Origin of the sequence: Nocardia caishijiensis NBRC 108228 (assembly GCF_001612825.1) — a bacterium.
In the GTDB taxonomy this organism is placed as follows: domain Bacteria; phylum Actinomycetota; class Actinomycetes; order Mycobacteriales; family Mycobacteriaceae; genus Nocardia; species Nocardia caishijiensis.
This window is the reverse complement of record NZ_BDBE01000013.1, coordinates 78,339-95,898: the sequence shown is the minus strand read 5'-3', so window position 1 is coordinate 95,898 and position 17,560 is coordinate 78,339. Positions and strand designations below refer to the sequence as shown.

The 17,560-nt window shown below is 67.9% G+C and carries 17 protein-coding genes; 9 read left to right on the top strand and 8 right to left on the bottom strand.

The genetic code is table 11. From position 1 onward, the window contains the following. Positions 1-83 precede the first annotated feature (83 nt). Positions 84-1,373 carry an adenylosuccinate synthase gene (locus NC7_RS03840; RefSeq protein WP_067484365.1) on the bottom strand — a complete coding sequence of 430 codons (1,290 nt, stop codon included), beginning with the start codon at positions 1,371-1,373 and terminating at the stop codon, positions 84-86. Positions 1,374-1,604: 231 nt separating this feature from the next. Between NC7_RS03840 and NC7_RS03835 the strand changes: the two genes are divergently transcribed. Then, positions 1,605-2,264 carry a hypothetical protein gene (locus NC7_RS03835; RefSeq protein ID WP_236573136.1) on the top strand — a complete coding sequence of 220 codons (660 nt, stop codon included), beginning with the start codon at positions 1,605-1,607 and terminating at the stop codon, positions 2,262-2,264. Then, positions 2,261-3,040, top strand: coding sequence for a site-2 protease family protein (locus NC7_RS03830; protein WP_067978824.1), 780 nt, complete (start codon positions 2,261-2,263; stop codon positions 3,038-3,040). Before NC7_RS03835 ends, NC7_RS03830 begins: the two co-directional genes overlap by 4 nt. A 9-nt stretch (positions 3,041-3,049) precedes the next feature. On the opposite strand, the gene NC7_RS03825 is transcribed toward NC7_RS03830, so the two are convergent. The 3 genes from NC7_RS03825 to NC7_RS03810 form a co-directional block, all read right to left on the bottom strand. Then, positions 3,050-4,159 carry an FUSC family protein gene (locus tag NC7_RS03825; RefSeq protein ID WP_067978844.1) on the bottom strand — a complete coding sequence of 370 codons (1,110 nt, stop codon included), beginning with the start codon at positions 4,157-4,159 and terminating at the stop codon, positions 3,050-3,052. Between the two features lie 74 nt (positions 4,160-4,233). Further along, positions 4,234-4,668: a DUF3151 domain-containing protein gene (locus NC7_RS03820; protein WP_067978842.1), complete on the bottom strand. Its 435-nt coding sequence runs from the start codon at positions 4,666-4,668 to the stop codon at positions 4,234-4,236. A 1,655-nt stretch (positions 4,669-6,323) separates the two neighbouring features. Then, positions 6,324-6,611: a hypothetical protein gene (locus tag NC7_RS03810; RefSeq protein ID WP_067978817.1), complete on the bottom strand. Its 288-nt coding sequence runs from the start codon at positions 6,609-6,611 to the stop codon at positions 6,324-6,326. A gap of 1,363 nt (positions 6,612-7,974) precedes the next feature. On the opposite strand from NC7_RS03810, the gene NC7_RS03800 reads away from it, so the two are divergent. From NC7_RS03800 to NC7_RS03785, 4 genes are all read left to right on the top strand, one after another. Further along, positions 7,975-8,481 carry an Rv0361 family membrane protein gene (locus tag NC7_RS03800; RefSeq protein ID WP_157101832.1) on the top strand — a complete coding sequence of 169 codons (507 nt, stop codon included), beginning with the start codon at positions 7,975-7,977 and terminating at the stop codon, positions 8,479-8,481. A gap of 97 nt (positions 8,482-8,578) precedes the next feature. Next, entirely contained in the window at positions 8,579-9,631 is a 1,053-nt protein-coding gene (locus tag NC7_RS03795) for a fused (3R)-hydroxyacyl-ACP dehydratase subunits HadA/HadB (RefSeq protein ID WP_067978809.1), read from the top strand. A gap of 89 nt (positions 9,632-9,720) precedes the next feature. Then, positions 9,721-10,692 carry an alpha/beta fold hydrolase gene (locus tag NC7_RS03790; protein WP_067978807.1) on the top strand — a complete coding sequence of 324 codons (972 nt, stop codon included), beginning with the start codon at positions 9,721-9,723 and terminating at the stop codon, positions 10,690-10,692. A 19-nt stretch (positions 10,693-10,711) separates the two neighbouring features. After that, positions 10,712-11,026 (top strand): hypothetical protein, encoded by a 315-nt coding sequence (locus tag NC7_RS03785; RefSeq protein ID WP_067978804.1) that lies wholly within the window; start codon positions 10,712-10,714, stop codon positions 11,024-11,026. Positions 11,027-11,070: 44 nt separating this feature from the next. Here the strand turns inward: NC7_RS03785 and NC7_RS03780 are convergent, their stop codons facing one another. From NC7_RS03780 to NC7_RS03765, 4 genes are read right to left on the bottom strand one after another with little or no spacing between them, the layout of a single operon-like run. Further along, complete coding sequence (locus NC7_RS03780) at positions 11,071-12,219, bottom strand: DUF6545 domain-containing protein (RefSeq protein WP_067978801.1); 1,149 nt, start codon at positions 12,217-12,219, stop codon at positions 11,071-11,073. 12 nt (positions 12,220-12,231) lie between these two features. After that, positions 12,232-12,729: a hypothetical protein gene (locus NC7_RS03775; RefSeq protein ID WP_067978798.1), complete on the bottom strand. Its 498-nt coding sequence runs from the start codon at positions 12,727-12,729 to the stop codon at positions 12,232-12,234. Beyond that, the gene (locus tag NC7_RS03770) at positions 12,726-13,118 is read right to left on the bottom strand and encodes a hypothetical protein (protein ID WP_157101831.1); all 393 of its coding nucleotides are present in this window, start codon (positions 13,116-13,118) and stop codon (positions 12,726-12,728) included. The genes NC7_RS03775 and NC7_RS03770 overlap by 4 nt, the downstream gene beginning before the upstream one ends. After that, a complete protein-coding gene (locus NC7_RS03765; RefSeq protein ID WP_067978792.1) occupies positions 13,111-13,782 on the bottom strand; it encodes a helix-turn-helix domain-containing protein in 672 nt (223 codons plus the stop codon). Before NC7_RS03765 ends, NC7_RS03770 begins: the two co-directional genes overlap by 8 nt. Positions 13,783-13,934: 152 nt before the next feature. Here NC7_RS03765 and NC7_RS03760 point away from each other — a divergent pair, with 152 nt between their 5' ends. From NC7_RS03760 to NC7_RS03750, 3 genes are all read left to right on the top strand, one after another. Beyond that, positions 13,935-15,155, top strand: coding sequence for a DUF7373 family lipoprotein (locus NC7_RS03760; protein ID WP_157101830.1), 1,221 nt, complete (start codon positions 13,935-13,937; stop codon positions 15,153-15,155). A gap of 119 nt (positions 15,156-15,274) precedes the next feature. Further along, positions 15,275-16,408 (top strand): DUF7373 family lipoprotein, encoded by a 1,134-nt coding sequence (locus NC7_RS03755; RefSeq protein ID WP_157101829.1) that lies wholly within the window; start codon positions 15,275-15,277, stop codon positions 16,406-16,408. Next, entirely contained in the window at positions 16,405-17,544 is a 1,140-nt protein-coding gene (locus NC7_RS03750) for a DUF7373 family lipoprotein (RefSeq protein WP_067978779.1), read from the top strand. Before NC7_RS03755 ends, NC7_RS03750 begins: the two co-directional genes overlap by 4 nt. The last annotated feature ends 16 nt before the right edge of the window (positions 17,545-17,560 follow it).

The window sequence follows — 17,560 nt, the reverse complement described above, 5'->3', positions numbered from 1 at the left end:
AACAAACACAGCCCAATACCATTTGGGCGCAACACAAAAAGGTCCGGCACCACCGAAGTGGCGCCGGACCCCTCAAACCGAACTCAAGCCAGCACGTCGTGTCGAACGATCGTCTGGTCACGCCCCGGACCAACCCCGATGCACGAGATCCGCGCACCCGAAAGCTCTTCCAGCCGAAGCACATACGCCTGCGCGTTCGCGGGCAGATCCTCGAAGGTGCGAGCGGCGGAGATGTCCTCCCACCACCCGGGCATCTCCTCATAGATCGGCTTGGCGTGGTGGAACTCGGTCTGTGTGGTCGGCATCTGCTCGACCCGCTCGCCGTCGATCTCGTACGCCACGCAGATCGGCACCGTGTCCAGACCGGACAGCACGTCCAGCTTGGTGAGGAAGTAGTCGGTGACACCGTTGACGCGGGTGGCGTACCGGCTGATCACCGCGTCGAACCAACCGCAGCGGCGGGCGCGACCGGTGGTGACACCCACCTCGCCGCCGTTCTTGGCCAGGAACTCACCGAAGTTGTCGAACAGCTCGGTCGGGAAGGGGCCCGAGCCGACGCGGGTGGTGTAGCACTTGAGGATGCCGAGCACCGTGTCGATCTTGTTCGGGCCGATGCCCGAACCCACCGCGGCACCACCCGCGGTCGGGTTCGAGGAGGTGACGAACGGATAGGTGCCGTGGTCGACGTCGAGCAGGGTGCCCTGCGAGCCCTCGAGCAGCACCGTCTCGCCGCGCTCGAGCGCCAGGTTCAGTTCGAGGCGGGTGTCGGAGATGCGGTGCTTGAACGACTCGGCCTGCGCGAGCACCTCGTCCACCACCTGCTGCGGGTCGAGCGCGCGGCGGTTGTAGATCTTCACCAGCACCTGGTTCTTGAATTCCAGTGCGGCCTCGACCTTCTGGGTGAGGATCTTCTCGTCGAGCACATCCGCCACGCGGACACCGACGCGGGCGACCTTGTCCTGGTAGCAGGGGCCGATGCCGCGACCGGTGGTGCCGATCTTGCGATTGCCGAGGAAGCGTTCGGTGACCTTATCGATGGCCACGTGGTACGGCATGATCAGGTGCGCGTCGGCCGAGAGCAGCAGACCGGAGGTGTCGACGCCGCGCTCCTCCAGCCCGGCGAGTTCCTCGAGCAGCACACCGGGATCGACCACGACGCCGTTGCCGATGACGTTCTTCACACCGGGGGTGAGGATGCCGGACGGGATCAGGTGCAGTGCGAACTTGTCACCGTTGGGGAGCACCACCGTGTGACCGGCGTTGTTGCCGCCCTGATAACGGACTACCCACTGCAACCGCTCACCGAGCAGATCGGTAGCTTTGCCCTTACCCTCGTCGCCCCACTGGGCGCCGATGAGGACGATAGCCGGCATTTCGGAGTCTCCTACAGATCGACAGCAGCACGCTTGTACTGCAGCTACCTGCCGTACTGAGGCGGTGGCCGGAGACACAGTCTAGCCGACCACCCCCGTGCGCCCCGTCCAGCGGCCCCGACCCGCGCCCGGCGGGCGTGCCATCATCGGTTACGGTTACTTGCCGGCAGGGGGATTGCCGCGCTCATGGGCGACACACCGTCGACCCGACCGAGGAGGGTGTACCGCAGTTTGAGTACCCACGTTCTCCGATGTGGTGACCTGCCGGTCCCGATCGCTCTCGCCTCACTCCCGACCACCCAGACCGACCGGTTACCCGACGTCGCCGTGATCGACGAGCTGCTACCGGTGCTGGCCGCCGACAGCCTGCCCCGGCTGATCGTGCTCGGTGACGACGCCGGTCTCGCGTGCGTGCTCACCCATCTGATGCGCACCGAACGACTGCATGTGGAGATCGGCTATGTGCCGGTCGAGACCACCTACGCCTCGCGGGTCTATCAGACCGGTACCGGCAACGCGGCCGCCAAGGCCGCACTGGACGGCCGGGCCGTCGAGACACCGCTGATCCGTGACGACACCGGCACGGTGCTGGTCGGCCGGGCGTGCATCACCGGCGTCGAGGGCGCGAAGCTGGAGGGCGAGGCCTATGTCGACGACACCTTGCTGTTCACCGGGACGGTGAAGACCATGCTGATCTCCCCGACGATGGCGATGCCTGGCGTGCGGGCGCGGGTGCGCAAGGGCCTTCGCAAGCGCCGCTGGGTGGCCGGACGCGCCGCCCAGCTCGGCACACCCGGCGCGGTCGTGATGCGCGACGGGATCACCACCGAACGCACCGTCCCCCGCTCGACTTTCTACCGTTTCGAACAACCCTGGCTGCTGGTGCGATGAGTTACTCCTTTCCGAACAACACCAGGGGCGCGGTGCGGCCGAGCCCGGTCTTTCTGCTGATCGTTGCCGTCACCGTGCTCGGTGGCGCGCTGGCCTGGGACGCCGACGTGTCCTCGGTGCGCGCCAAGGTCGGCGTGTTCGTGCTGGTGGTGTTCGGCTGGATCGTGAGCCTGTGCCTGCACGAATTCGCGCACGCCTATGTGGCGTGGCGGGCCGGTGATCACGATGTGGAGGCACGTGGTTATCTCACGCTCAATCCGCTGAAGTACAGCCATCCGGTGTTGTCGATCGTCTTGCCGCTGTTGTTCATCGCGCTGGGTGGGATCGGTCTGCCGGGTGGCGCGGTTTATCTGGACACCACCCGATTCCGTTCGGGCATACAGCGTTTGGTGAGCGCGGTCGGCCCGTTCTCGAATCTGCTGTGCGCGATCGTGCTGCTGATCGTGATCCGCGCGATGGGTTCGGCCACCGAACACGCCGCCTTCTGGTTCGGACTGAGTTTCCTGGCTTTCCTGCAGCTCACAGCGTTTCTGCTGAATATTCTTCCGGTGCCGGGCCTCGACGGGTACGGGATCATCGAGCCCTCGCTGAGCTACCAGACGCGGCGCTCGCTCGAACAGTTCAAGCCGTACGGCATGTTGATCCTTTTCGCCGTCATCTTCTTCACCCCGCTCAGCCGGGTGTTCTTCGAAGCCGTGTACTTGTTGTTCGATATTTCCGGTATCCCGCAGTATTGGGCGGGCAACGGCAGCCGGTTGACCCGCTTCTGGTACTGACAGCCTTGGTCAGTCCTCCGGCGGGACATACGGATTCGGCACGGTCGGCGGCAGCAGCGCGATCGCGGAGATGCGTTGCATGCCGCACACCACCATCAGGTCGACCACGATCGACCGGATCTGGGCGAACACCACGTGCGCGGAAAGGCCCGCGCCGACAACGAGTTCCGGGCGCGCGTTCTTGGCGACGCTGCGCAGGCAGCGGGCCGCCTCGGCCTGGTCGGGTTGCTCGCCGGGGTCGGCGAGCATCATCTTGCGCACCACGTCGGTGGCGCCGCCGAGCTGACGGAGCAGGTCGATCAGGCGCGGGTCGAGCACCTCGTCGTCGCGGACGAGGGTGAGCGAACGGCGCAGCAGCACACGGGTGTTGCGCACGGCGTTGTCGAGCGGGTCGGCGGTGGCGCGGATGCGGGCCAGGCGTTTTCGCGAGTTCCAGTACAGCGGGGAAATGCGGCTCACCTCGCGCCCACCCTCGAGCGCGGAGCGCAGTCCGTCGATCTGGCCCTGGGTGGCGCGCACCGAGGTGAGGGCGTCGTGCACCTTTTCCGCGTTCTGCTCCAGCAGGCCGTCGGCGCATTCGGTCATCGACTTGCTCATCACGTCCAGCACCCCGGCGGCGTGTTCGCGGGCGCGGCGCACCGGGTGCAGGGGGATGGCGGCCACCATCAGCACACCGACGAGACCACCGACGAGCGCGTCGATCATGCGGGACGGACCCGCGCCCGGTGCCTGGTTCAACGTGGAAACGAGCACCGCCGAACCGGCCGCCTGAATCGTCAGGATCGCGCCGCTGTCGAGGAACACCGATACCGCCATCGCACCGGCGACGACCAACGCCACCTGCCACACCCCGGTGCCGACCTGGGCGATGAACAGGTCACCGATCCCGATCCCGACCGCGACACCGACGACCAGCTCCACCGAGCGGCGGATCCGTGCGCCGAAGGAGATACCGATCGACACCACGGCGGCGGTGGGGGCGAAGAACGGGTCGATATGGCCGATCACGTCGTGGGCGATGAACCACGCCAGCGCGGCACCGAGCGCGCACTGGATGATCGGGATCGCGGACAACCGCAACCGCTCGACCGACGCGCGGAACCGGCCGACCGTGCTCACCTTCGCGGCCGCTACGACGGGCGTAGCGACCTCGACGAACGGCCTGTGCTCGCTCACCTGCGACCGGCGACCGGCTAGCCGAGCCCGAGTTCGGTCGCGGCGTTGGGGTCGCAGTCCTCGAGCAGGTCGAGGCAGCGGGCGTACTCCTCGGTCTCACCGATCACCTGTGCGGCCCGGGCCAGCGCGCCGACGCTGCGCAGGAAACCCTGGTTGGGTTCGTGCGACCACGGCACCGGGCCGAAACCCTTCCAGCCGTTGCGGCGCAACAGGTCGAGGCCGCGGTGGTAGCCGGTGCGCGCGAAGGCGTAGGCGGCGACGGTGTCGTGGTCGACCTCGCCGTTGCTGCGCGTGAGCGCCGCCTCGGCGAGCTGGGCCCACGCGATCGACGCGGCCGGATGATCGGCGGCGACCTTCACGGGGTCGGTGCCCGCCGCGATGGCGTCCTCGGCGTCGATCAGTTCAGGAAGGAGGACCGGCTGCGGTCCGAGCAGGTCACCGAAGGAGGTCATGGGTTCATTGTGCACCGCCACGCCCGCCCACCCCGCCACGGGTGATCGACGAACTCCCCCGCGCGCCGCGCATTAGGCTGGGCGGGAGTTCAACGTTCGAGCCTGAGCGAGGGGTACTAGGTGTCCGACCCGACCGACGAGAACAACCCAGCAGCCGAGGACCGTGGTCCCGGTGGGGCCGGGACACACCCTGACGCCGACCCGTCACCCGACGAGTCGCCCCGCCCGGGTTCCGAAGCACCGAAATCGGCGCCCCACGCGGTGACCGAGCCGGAACGGGCAACCGCCGGAACCTCGGAGACCGTTGTCATCCGGCGCGGTGAGTTGCCGGGTGACCAGGGGGCGGGGCGGTCGTACGGGCCGGGCTTCCGGCCTGCGTCGGGTGGGGGTGGTCAGTCCGCTGGCAGTCAGGGGGGAGGCGGGCGCTCGGCCGCTGGTCCTCAGCAAGGTCCCGGGCCGTCAGTTGCAGGCTCCCCGCATGGTCCCGCCGGACCGTCAGCCGCAGGCTCCCCGCAAGGTCCCGGGCAGTCGGTTGCCAGTCCCCGACAAGGGCCTGCCGAGCCGTCGGTGCGCGGTCCCCAGCAGGATCCGACGGGGCAGCAGGCGGGCGGCTCCCGGCAAAACTCGGCCGGGCACTCTCCTGGCGCGCGTCGAGACCCGGCCGGACAGCAGGTCTCCGGCCTTCGGCAGGGTCCAGGCGGGCCGCAGGCGGTCGGTTCCCAGCGGGGTCCCGCCGGGCAGCCTTCCGACTCGCAGCAGGGTCCGGCGGGGCAACGAGGCGGTGGCTCCGGTCTGCGGCAACCTGTTGGGCCAGGCAATCGCCCTCCTCATGACGTGAGTCCGATGGCGCCGGGTGGCGCTGCGGTCCGTGGTTCCGGCGACCCCGGCGCGGAACGTCCGGGCAACACGTCGGGAGCGAGCGGTGCGCCAGGTGCTGCGGGACGGCCCTCGGGAGGACCGGGACAGAACGACCACGCTGCTGCACCAGGTGCCGACGAACCCACCGTCGCGGGCGGACGTCTCCCTCACGCTCCGACACCCAACGGCCCCAACCCTTCTGGTGGATCCCGCCCGGGCCGCGCACCATTCGGTCAACCGTCGAACGCGGCTGGCGCACCGGCCGTCAGTCGGCCCGACAGCGCTCCAGAACCCAACGGGCCCAACGTTTCCGACGCGAACCAAGCAGACAGGCCGATGAATCAATCGGGACCAGGGCGTGCCGCTCCGGTCGCACGGGCGGCGAACGGACCTGGCGGACGTGAGCAGGGTCCGACGGCCGGGCAAGGTCCGAGGGCCGGGCAGGGCGCGGCGGCCGGGCAAGGCGCGGCGGCCGGGCAAGGTCGTGAGCAGGGTTCGGCGGCGGGACAAGGTCGCGGGTTCGGTGGAAAGCAGAGCTCCGGGGCGGAGGCGGGTGGTTCGCCGTTGGCCGGGTTGTCGACAGGTCTGCCTGGCGAAACAACTGGGGCGCCCGGAGATTCCCGAGATGCGCAGCGGGCTGCCCAGAATCTGGGCGGGTCCGATGCACCGACAACCGCGATGAGAATTCCCGGACGTGAGCCGTCAACCACAGCACGCGGTGAGCAAGGTGGGACTGCGGGCGCGGCGACCGACGTTCCGACCGTCGGCACGGAACGCGACCAGTCGGCGGGTGCCGGTCACGTGGTTGCGAAATCGGCCGAGGCCCGAAACGATTCGGCGACAAGCGATTCCGCCGCTTCGGCGGCCGCGGCCTCGAGCAGCGGCGAAACGGCAGGGAGCACGGATTCCGGACGGGGCGGCGCCGGACGGGCCGACACCAGCCACAGCAGTAGCGGTGGGGCCACGGCCGGTGCGGTCGACGCCGGGGCGGGTGGTGACAGCGGCGCTGGCACCAGCCGGACCGGTAGCGGCGCCGGGAAGGCCGACGCGACCAGCGCTGGGTGGGTCGGCGGCGGCGCCGACACCAGCCGCAGTAACCATGGCGGAGCGGACGCCGGTGCAACCGACGCCAGGCACGGCGGGCCCGCCGACACAAGCCGAAGCGGCGACGGCGGAGCGAACGCTGGTGCGACCGACGCCGGATGGAGCGAGGCCGACACCGTCCGAAGCGGCCACGGCGGAGCAAAAGCCGGTGCGATCGGCGCCGGGCACGGTGGCGGTGCCGACACCGACCCAGGCGGTCGCGGCGGAGCGAACGGCGGTGTGACAAACACCGGACAGGGTGGCGGCGCCGGTGCCGACCGAGGCGGTCGCAGTGAAGCGAACGCCGGTGTGGGCGACGCTGGGCAGAGCGTCGGCGGTGCTGATACCGGCCGAGGCGGTCGCGGCGGGGCGGACGACGCCGGAGGGAATCAGACGGGTCGTCCCGAATCAGCTGTGTCCGAGGGGGATTCGAACGGTACGGATGCGACGGAACGGTTTTCGACGAGTTCCGGGCGGCAAGGGGGTGGCTCGCGGCCTCAGGATCGGCAGGGTGGTTCCGGCGACGAGGTGGTCGGGGGTGCGGCGGCCGCCGGTGCGGGCGGTGGGTTGTTGAAGAAGGGTGAGAGCTCTTCCGTCCCCGATGATTTCGGGGGTGAGGACAAGACCGTCGCCATGCGGGTGGTCAACCCCGCGGATGCGCCGACGACCACCATGCCGGTGCAGCGGGGTACGGATCGGGTCGTCGGTGGGCGGGCCGTGACGCCGCCGCCGAGTACGCCACGCGGGCCTGCGGGGCCCCGGCAAGCCGGGCAGCAGGGGGCGCAGGGGCCGGGTGTCGAGGAGACGCGTCCGGCAGGGCAGCAGGGCCCGGGCACTCCGCGCGGGCTCCAGGGTCCGGGTGCTCCCGGCCAGCGGGGACCAGCCGCCCCTGGCCAGCAGGGACCGGACTTCCCTGGCCAACAGGGACCAGGCGCTTCCAACCGACACGGCCCAGGCGCTCCCGGCCGACAGGGACCAGGCGTTGCCAACCCGAAGGGCCCAGGTGCCCTCGGACAACAGGCGCCAGGCGCTCCTCGCCAACAGGGGCCAGGCGTTGCCAGCCAGCAGGACGCGGGCGCTCCCGGACAACAGGACCCGGGCGTCCCCGGACAGCAGGCGCCAGGCGCTCCCGGACAACAGGGACCAGGTGCTCCCGGTCAGCACGGACCGGGCGACCGAGGTCAGCAGGGGCCGGGTGCGCGAGCAGGCGCTGGCAATCTGCAGCAAGGGCTCGGTGTCGAAGACACTCGTCCATCGGCGCCTCCGGGCCCGGGCGTATCCCGTGGGCAGGGGCCCGGTGCGCCCTCGCCCGCTGATATCCAGCCGACCAGGCCCGCACATCATCTGGCCGACGGGCAACGGCAGGTGGCACCGCCGCAGCGGATCGAGCCGGGTCAGCAGGGAGCTGCCCCACAGCAGGAATCGAAGGCGTCCACGCCGGGGCGGTCGAAGCGGTTGCTGCTGCTCGTGGCGGGGGCGGCGGTGCTCGTCGTCGCGGTGATCGTTGGTGCGGTGTTGATGACGACCGGCGACAATTCGCCCGAGGGCCAGGTGCGGGCGGCGATCGGCGAGTACACCGACGCATTGCGCGAGGGCGACCTGAACACCCTGCGGTCGACCACCTGCGGGCAGCTGCACGACTTCTACCAGGGCATCAGTGCCGAGCAGTTCCAGGGCGTGCATCAGCTCTCGACCGAGCAGGGCTCGATTCCGGTGGTTGACAGCGTGAACGCGGTGCGGATCACCGACGACACGGCGCTGGCCGAGGCCACCGTGTACACAGCGGCGGAGTCCAAGCGCACCGCGCGCACCTTCGACCTGCAGAACACCGGCGACGGTTGGAAGGTGTGCGACCCCACAGCAGCCCCCTGAACCCTTGGTGACCCGTCGTAGCGCCGGTCAGAGACGCTATGACGGGTCACACATAACTGGTCTCGGGCGCTGTGCACCCCGTATCATTTTTCGGATCATGAGCACGGAACACACAACGTCGCAGCCGGACATCGATGCTGTGGTCCCGGAGGCGACGCTGGTGGGCCAGCGCTTCGGATTCCGCGATCACTACGAGGTGGGACGCGAGAAGATCCGCGAATTCGCCCGGGCGGTGCAGAACACGCACCTCGCGCACCAGCACGAAGTCGACGCCCGCAAGCTCGGCTACGACGCGGTGATCGCACCGCCGACCTTCGCGTCGGTGATCGGGATGAGTGCCACTCGCGCCCTGCTCGACGGTGTACTCACCGAGTACGACCTGTCGCAAGTGCTACAGACCGACCAGGTGTTCGAGATCTTCCAGCCGATGCTGGCCGGGGACCGCATCCGCACGGAGATCGAGATCGAGTCGATCCGGCAGTTCGCCGACAACGACTTCGTCAATGTCGGGTTCAAGCTGGTGAACCAGCACGACCAGGTGGCGGTGCAGGGGACGACGACCATCGTCGCCCGCCGTGGTGTCGAGGTCGACCCCAATATCGTCGAGGCCGTCGAGAACATCAGCATGCATCCGCGCCCCGGCGACACCGGCATCGCCGACGAGCTGCTGATCCGCCGCACCGGTCCCGCGCCCGTCGTGCCGCCGCGCGAGTTCGTGCCCGTGCACACCGCTCCCGCGTTCGAATCGCTGACCAAGGGTATGGAGTTGCCGGTCGCCACCGCGCGCGTCACCCGGGGCGACCTGGCCAATTACGCGGGCGTCTCGGGCGACCCGAACCCGATCCACTTCAGCGACCGCGCCGCCGAGCTCGCGGGCCTGCCGACGGTTGTCGCCCACGGCCTGCTCACCATGGGCCTGGCCGCCCAGTACCTCACGGACTGGCTCGGCGACCCGACCGCGATCGAGAAGCTGAGCGTGCGCTTCTCCGGTTTCGTCCCGGTTCCGCCGACCGCGGCGGGCGAGATCCAGTTCTCCGGCAAGGTCAAGTCGGTCGACACCGACCGTCGGGCGGCCACCGTCCTGTTGAGCGGCACGTCGGAGGGGCGCAAGCTCTTCGGCCGCGCCGCCGCGGAAATCCGCCTGACCTGACTTCACCCCGCGCGTAGCTGCTACGCGGTGTCACATGCCGCTTACCCACATGTCGTCGGGTGGCAACACCCCGCGCGCACGCTTCGTTGATGAACGGGAATGTGCGGTTCGTCGAGGTGCACGGCTATCGGCGTGCGTATCGGATGGCCGGGACCGGTCCGCCGGTGCTGCTCATCCACGGCATCACCGACAGTTCGGGAACCTGGGCGCCGGTGTTCGACGCGCTCGCCGAGCACTACACGGTGATCGCACCCGACCTGCTCGGGCACGGTGAATCCGCCAAACCACGTGCCGACTACGCGGTGGCCGCCTATGCCAACGGCATGCGCGACCTGCTCAGCGTGCTCGGCGTCGAGCGGGTGAGCGTGGTCGGGCATTCGCTCGGCGGCGGGGTCGCCATGCAGTTCGCCTACCAGTTCCCGGAGAAGGTCGAGCGGATCGCGCTGGTCTGTCCGGCGGGCATGGGCGCGGGCGTGCACCCGGCGTTCCGGCTGGCCACTCTCGCCGGGGCGGGCCCCGCGCTGATGGCCGTCACCAGCTGGCCGGTGCGCACGGCGGTGCGGGCCGCGATTCCGCTGGTCACGGCGATCGGTGGGCTCGGGCTCGGTCCCGACGCCGAATACGTCCTGCGTCTGTACGGCGGCCTGGCCGAGTCGGGCGCCCGCAACGCCTTCCTTCGCACCATCCGCGCCGCGGCCGACCGGCGCGGGCAGACCATCACCATGCTCGATCGCGGTTACCTCGCCGCCCATCTGCCCACCCTGGTCGTCGGCGGCACACGCGACACCGTGATCCCCTCGGGACACGCCACCCGCGCGCATCTCGCCTTCCCCGGCAGCCGGATCGAAATATTCACGGGGGCAGGACATTTCCCGCACCACTTCGATCCCGACCGGTTCGTTGCGCTCATCCGGCAGTTCATCGAGGAGACCGAACCGGCCGTCTACGACCCGCTGCGCTGGCAGCGCACCCTGCGCCGGGGTAGCCCGCTGGTCGCGCTGCCCTCGCTCGATCCCGAACCGGAACCGGATCGCCCGATGCTGACCGAGCAGGGCGGATGATCCGGATACCATGCGGCCTATGAGTTATCCGATGCCTCCGCAGGGCGGCTACTTCCGTCCACCGGACCATCCGCAGGCGACCCTGGTCATGGTGCTCGGCGTGCTCGGGGTGGCGTTCTGCGGCCTCTGCGCGCCGTTCGCGTGGTTGAAGGGCAAATCGACGCTGGCCGAGATCGACGCGTCGAACGGGACCGTCGGCGGCCGGTCGCAGGTGTACGCGGGGTACATCATGGGCATCATCGGCACCGTGATGCTGGCCTTCGCCCTGCTGATCGGCATACTGGCGGCGGTGCTCATCCTGATCGGTGCGTCGGCGGACACATCCACCTACTGAGCTGCGCACAGACCCGAAAGGCACCGCGCGTGCGGCACGATAGGTCAGTCGCTCGCCGAAGCAGTTGTCCGGCCAGTCTTCTCCCGAGCGACCAGTGCGCATGCGTGCGGCCAGACATGAGCGATCCGCGTGAGCTGACGGAGTTCATCCGCCAAATCGGCTGTCGGCGACAGGGTTGCCATCGTTGCTCCGACGGGACGCGACCCGGCTTTTCGCGCTGTTCGCGCCCGTGCCAACCGAATCGCCACATCGAGGTGGGCAGGGTCATCGGCGCCGTCGATCGCAGCCTGCGTAGATGCGGGATGGGGAGTCGCGAATTCCGACAGCAGCAGCACACAATCACGGATCTCGATCACCGTGCGGTGAACTCGAAATCGGCCGTCGAGAAGCCGTCCCTCCGTCGGCGAACGAAGGACGATCTCAGGACAGGACTCGATGAGATCGGACCACAGCGGGCGGAGCCGACGATGAACTCTCGACCATCGATCCAGACCGTACCGACGTAGCAGCACAGCGGCCAGTGCAACGGCCAACATCCCCGCCGTCCACAATGTCAGCATGTAGACAACCCAGGTGTTGGCGGTGGAAACGGCACGCAAAATGTCATTGTCGCCTCGCCGAGCGCGCCACCACGCGGTCCCGACGGCGACCGCGAGATGCCCCCACCTGCCCACCAGGGCTCCCAACAACGCCCAGTAGAGAACCTTCTCGTGGACAGGGGGCCGTCGCGACAGATGTACCACACAAACTCGCCCCACGGCTGAGCCACCCCACATCGCCAACGGCGCCAGCGACAGCCATAGACCCAGCTCCCACCAGCCGCGCCATCGATCACCGTGTGTACCGGCGACCAAGGCGCAGCACATCGTCGCGACCACGGTAACTCCCCACACCGTGGCGACGAGTCCGGTCGACCTCTGCTGAACGACCGACTGCCAGGCGATCTGCAAATTGGTCAGGCTGACCGTCGCATGGGTGACACCGATCAGCACCACCCCGATCCACATCGGGACCGCCGGAAGCGCGGTGGAGCCGATCGGGTACACCGCCGGATGGAGCGCCGCAACGAGCAGCGCCGACATCCCCAAGAGCAAATTGAAGGCATTGTCCAACGGTGTCGTCGCGCAGACACGCAGACGGACGAGATAGATCGAACCGGCCAGAAGGGCGATCCCCGCCGCTGCCACCTGCATACGAGTGCCCCTTCAACTTCGGAAAATCGCCCGCCCCCAGGCCGACTCCCACCGAACCCGCGATTCGGCCATCACCAAGGAGGCGAAGAGTTCAGCTTGCGCCTCGTCGTTGTCGTCGTAGTCGGTGCGTTCGAGCACCCGCAGGACACTGTCGGGGTCGAAGCCGGGGAAGAAGGTCTCGAGTGTGGCTCGCTTGGATCTGTCCGCGCAGCAACCCGCGTGGTCGAGTAGCAGATGTCCGATCTCGTGCAGCACGATGTGCTCGATGTGATACGCGGTGCTGTTCGCCTCGTAGGCGATGACGATCGAGTCGACCTTCTCGAGCACCACGCCGCAGGGCAGGCCGCCTGCCGACAGACCGCGAATCGGCCTGAGCTCGATGGGCTTTCCCATCAGATCACCGATCTGCGTGGCGAAAACAGCGAGGTTCCACGGCCTCGGCAGGAGCAGCGACGAGACCAGTCGCTGGACCGTTCGCACCGCGGGATCGGGTCGGCGTGGTTGCCTCACGCCGGATCCAATACATCGGACAGGTACGCCGATATGACCTCGGAGTCACAATCGACGGATCCACGCAAGGCCAGCCGCTCGACACCCGCGTCGCGAACACTGCGCAGCAGCAACAGTTTCCGATGCACCGCGATGGCCTCGATCTCGGTCCCGCAGAGATAGGCGACAGGGACCCCGAAAAGCTGTGCGAGGGCGGACAATACATCCGGCGAAGCCACTTTCGCACCCGAACGCAGGCCGATGAGGTCGGCCACCGTCAGTTCGATTCCGATCAGCGACAGCTGTGCCGCGATGTCATCGTTGCTGCGCTCGGGTTCGGAGCGGCGATGAAAGGTCGCGAACAACTCGTTGATCCGCTCGGCCGTCGTAGGGCATCGCTGGTCATTCATGATCTGTCCTAGTCGTGCGTGTGTCGTCCAGACGCGCCTGGAATCGGCGCACCAGATCGGGAGGCAGATGCGGTCGCTTGCCCGCGAGCCAACGCCGGTAGAGCTGCTCCTCTGATTCTCCCGCACCATCGCCCTTGCCGCCGAGCAGATCACCGAACGCGAACTCCAACAGCGGGTGTATGCCATCGAGTTCGCCGCGCCCGTGGTTGCGTTCGAGCAGATCGGTCACGAACGATCCGACGATGGCGCTGATCTGCTCGTCGAGATTCAGACTGATCGCTGCGAGCTCGGACGATTCGGCATCGAGCCGGTCGACGTAGTCGGCGAGCCGACGCTGTGTGCCCAGCAACTGCAACATCGCTTCCACCGGGAGGGCGACCTCAGCGGAACCAGGATCCAGCACCGGCAGCGCCGGTTCACGCACGGGCGTCGGCTCTTCCCCGTCCCAGAAGATCCTTGCCGCACTGCCAGCCGTCCATCGCAGCGCCTGGTCGAACTTCGCCAGCGTGCTCGGTCGCGGCTCGTCCAGCTGCCCGGCCTCGGCTTTGACCACGGTCGGGCCGGTCGGGCCACCCGCACGCTTGACGTCGTTGATCGTCAGGTTCAGCTGCCTGCGTCGTTCGTGCACCTTCGCACCGAGATACTGCGCGCGTCCGACCGGCATTCCGACAGCATAGCAACATGAAAATTTCTCGTATACCCATTGCCGATCACCGCCGCGTGCGGCATTATTTGATCATTAATTAAACGCAATTGAATCGAGCTGCCCCGGCTGGCGGGCGAGGTCGCGGCGCACGCGCCGACAAGGGAGGGGCGATGTCGAATCGAGCGGCGCGCTGGATGAAAACCGCTGCCGTGGTCGCGCTCGCGCTGGCACTCGGGGGGTGTGGCGGTGATCGAGCCGTCTCCCTCGGTCCGCTCACGACGCAGCGGCCCCCAGCCGAGGTCGGCAACTTCCAATGGCAACCGAGAACTGTCGGTACGGCGAAGAACCTGAGGGAAGCCAGGACTCGCGAAGCGCATCGCCTCGCGGATGTGGTCGTGCTGCCGCCGGAGATCGATCCGGACTACGTGATCAACGATGAAGTCGAGAGCCGTCGAAGTTACGTCGTATTGGATGGGACCGGCCTTGCCGACGTAGTAGTCAACGACACCTTCGATACTGTCGCCCACAACCTCGTGGCAGGCAGTCGGACGCAATGGTCAAGCCGGTCCGACGACAACGACAAATCCAGACAGCTCACGATCGCGGTCCTGGAATTCCCCGATTCCGCGTCCGCCGCCGCCGTCGCGACAACCCTCGAGCGGGACGACTTCACCTACCACCGCGACAACGAACCCGTCCACCTCGTCCGCTACCCGGGGACCGCCGCACACTGGCGTCCGCGGGTCTCGTCGCTGGGGGCATGGACCGCGCACGAAAGATTCGTCGTGTTCGTCAAGTTCGACGACGAACGCCGGGCACCGGATCTACCGAGCCTCACCGCCGAGGTCGAGCGGACGCTCGATGCGCAGCTACCACTGCTCGACCAGTTCGCGCCGACGGCTTCGGAGAAACTCCTAACGATCGAACTCGACCCAGAGGGCCTGTTCGGCCGCACCCTGGACGCCGACCCGACCGCCTGGCCTGTCGACCGCGTGCATGTGGGGGCGTACGCCGGTCGCGGAGGCTGGGAGCCTTGGTGGTCGTATGGCCGCGGCAAGTACTCCGAGCGCATCCGTCCGGACGCGCTCGCGCATTTTCAGGTGGATCAGGTCGCCATCGGCGACACCGTGGTGGCACGCACCCGGACCGAAGAGGCGGCCCAGGCTCTGCTCAGTGAGGAGCGGCGGCTGATGGACCAGCACGCGGACTCCGCCGAGCCACCGATCACTACCCCCGCCGACATCGGCTGCTTCCTCGACGCGCAGTACCCGGCTACGGGGGCTGTGTGCCTGTTTCGAGTCGGTCGTCATGTCGTGAAGGCCAAGAGCAAGCACACCCCGACGCTGCGGCAGATGATCGCGGCGCAACACATGCTGCTGGTCGGTGCCTGATGATGCCACCGCGACACACCCGGCCACTCGCATTGCTTGCCACCTCGATCCTGATGACATGCGGTGCGATCGCTCTAGCTGTCGACGACCACGAGCTCGCCGGGCGCGCCGTTCCGGTGATGACAGTTCCTGAGCTTTCCGCCCTCTCCACCGGCAAATTCCGAACAGTTCCCCAGCGCAACGACAATCTCGTTGTCCGCCGCAAGGCGGACGCGTTCAGCGCCGAATCTCGAAGAATGCTGGCCTACCTCGCCCAGCCGACCGACATCGATCCCGAGGTCGACATTCTGGAGACCACGGAGATATTCGGTGAGGCCTCCGACGAGGACGACGCGTTCGCAAGGAATCTACCCACAGGTTTTGCCGCCGTGGCAGCCCGCCATCGGGTAGTCGGCGGCGTGCTGACCATACGACAGAACTACAACCAGAGCGGAACCTTCACACCGCGCGGCCGCAAGGCCATCTTCGTCGGCGTGTTGCGCTTGCCCGACGAAGACGCGGCGCGCGCGGTGGGGGCCGAGCTCGCTGCGGCTGCCAGTGCCCAGACGCCCGGCCAACACTCGATCCCGGTCCCCGATCTGGCGCAGACCCTGCTCGGCTCGGCCGATGACGAACTCGGTGACTCCTTCACCGCGCACGGAAAGTATGTGGTCATCACCCGTATTCGCATCCCGGGCCCCGATGCGGGCCTGCTCGCGACGCAGACGGCACGGATTCTCGACAAGCAGTTCACCTTGCTCGACGAGTACGTCCCCAGTCGCGCCGACGACATTCCCGGCCTTCCCGAGCTGTCAGATGAGCTGGCGGAATCCGCGCTACCAAGCGGTGACGGACTCTACGGCCGCTTCGGGCAGCACCTGGCAGGGGTCTACGGGCCGCGCGCACATGCGCACCTGGAGCGAAACAGCTCCGCGGCGGCGACGGCGTTCGCGGACGCGGGGGTCGACCTCATCGCCCGCGACGGGGGAATCGTCTATCGGACACGAGACCTCGCGGCGGCCTTTCGACTCCAGTTGGCGTTGACCGAGCCCGAGCCGACCGACCAGCCGGTTCCCACACCTGCGCGACTGGTCGATGCTCGATGCTTCGAATCGAAACACTCGATGGGACCGGACGGCACCTACTTCTCCTGCGTTGTCGTCTACGGCCGCTACGTCGGGGTGGTGCGAACCAGATACGGCGATCCCAAGACGGAATGGACACTGCACCAAGCTATTTCGGCTCAGTACGCCATCATCGCGAGGTCGGAATGAAAACTGCCTCGACCGTCGTGGTCCTGGTCGTCATGGTCCTGCTGTCGGGATGCGCCACAGCACCCGCTGCCAGGAGTCCGATCGACCTGCAAGCTCTCGATCCGGGCAACTATACGACCGTGCCCCGGTTCATCGAGCACACCGAGGCAACGGGGGCAGCGCAGGAAATCGTCCGCCTGGCCGGGCATATGCCGTTGATGTCCGAGATCGACCCGCGACTCACCCGGAACCGGGTTCGCTACGAGGACACCTACACCGCCAGCCGTCGTCCTACCGAACTCGGCGGGACGACGGGAAGTGACCCGACCCTTCCGGGGCCGCAGATCGGCCTGCGGATCAGCGGGGAACAGCCGAGCGGCCTCGGGTTGCGAGCGACACTCACGGTGCTCCGCTACGCGAGCGCCGAGCAGGCGGAGAGTGTCCGGGCCGACTACTGGTCGGTACTGGCCGTCGAATCGACGCCGCTGCGCGACTTCCCCACGGCGCTGAATTTCGTCTACAACGGCGAATACGACACCGCTACGGTTCACAGCTGGTTCGTCTTTCGCCAGTTCCTCATCGTGGCGACGGTGCAGCACGACTTGCAGGAGAAACCCGACGGTGCTCCGCTGTCGGCATTCCTGGGCCCGCTGCTCACCCGGCAGGTGGAGTTGCTGTCGGACTACGAACCGGTGGACCCGGCGAACTGGCACGAGATTCCGGCCGATGTCGATGGACTACTCGGCCGGACACTGCCGAGCGAGGAGGACCTGCCCAGCCTCGCAGCCGTGTCCACTCCGGTTCCGATGCTGCGATTCTCGACCGCCCCGGAGGCCGATCGGCGTGCCTACGACACCGGCGAGGTCGATCTCTTCGCTCAGGACGACTCGGTGGTGCTCCGCGCGGGCAGCGATGCGCGAGCGCGGGAGCTGGCGACAACGTTGACCGAAAACCTCCGTCGCGACGGATGGATCGCCAGCGAGTCGCCACCCGGCCTGCCGACGACGCCGTGTGTTCGCAGCACACCCGAGCTGTACCCGCGCTTCGCGTGCTACGTCGTCGTCGACCGGTACGTCGGGGTGGTCGGCTCGCGCATGGAACCGGATGCATGGCAACAGGCGGCTGCCCAATACCTCTTGCTGGCACACGGCCGCTGACCGGACACGGAGACTC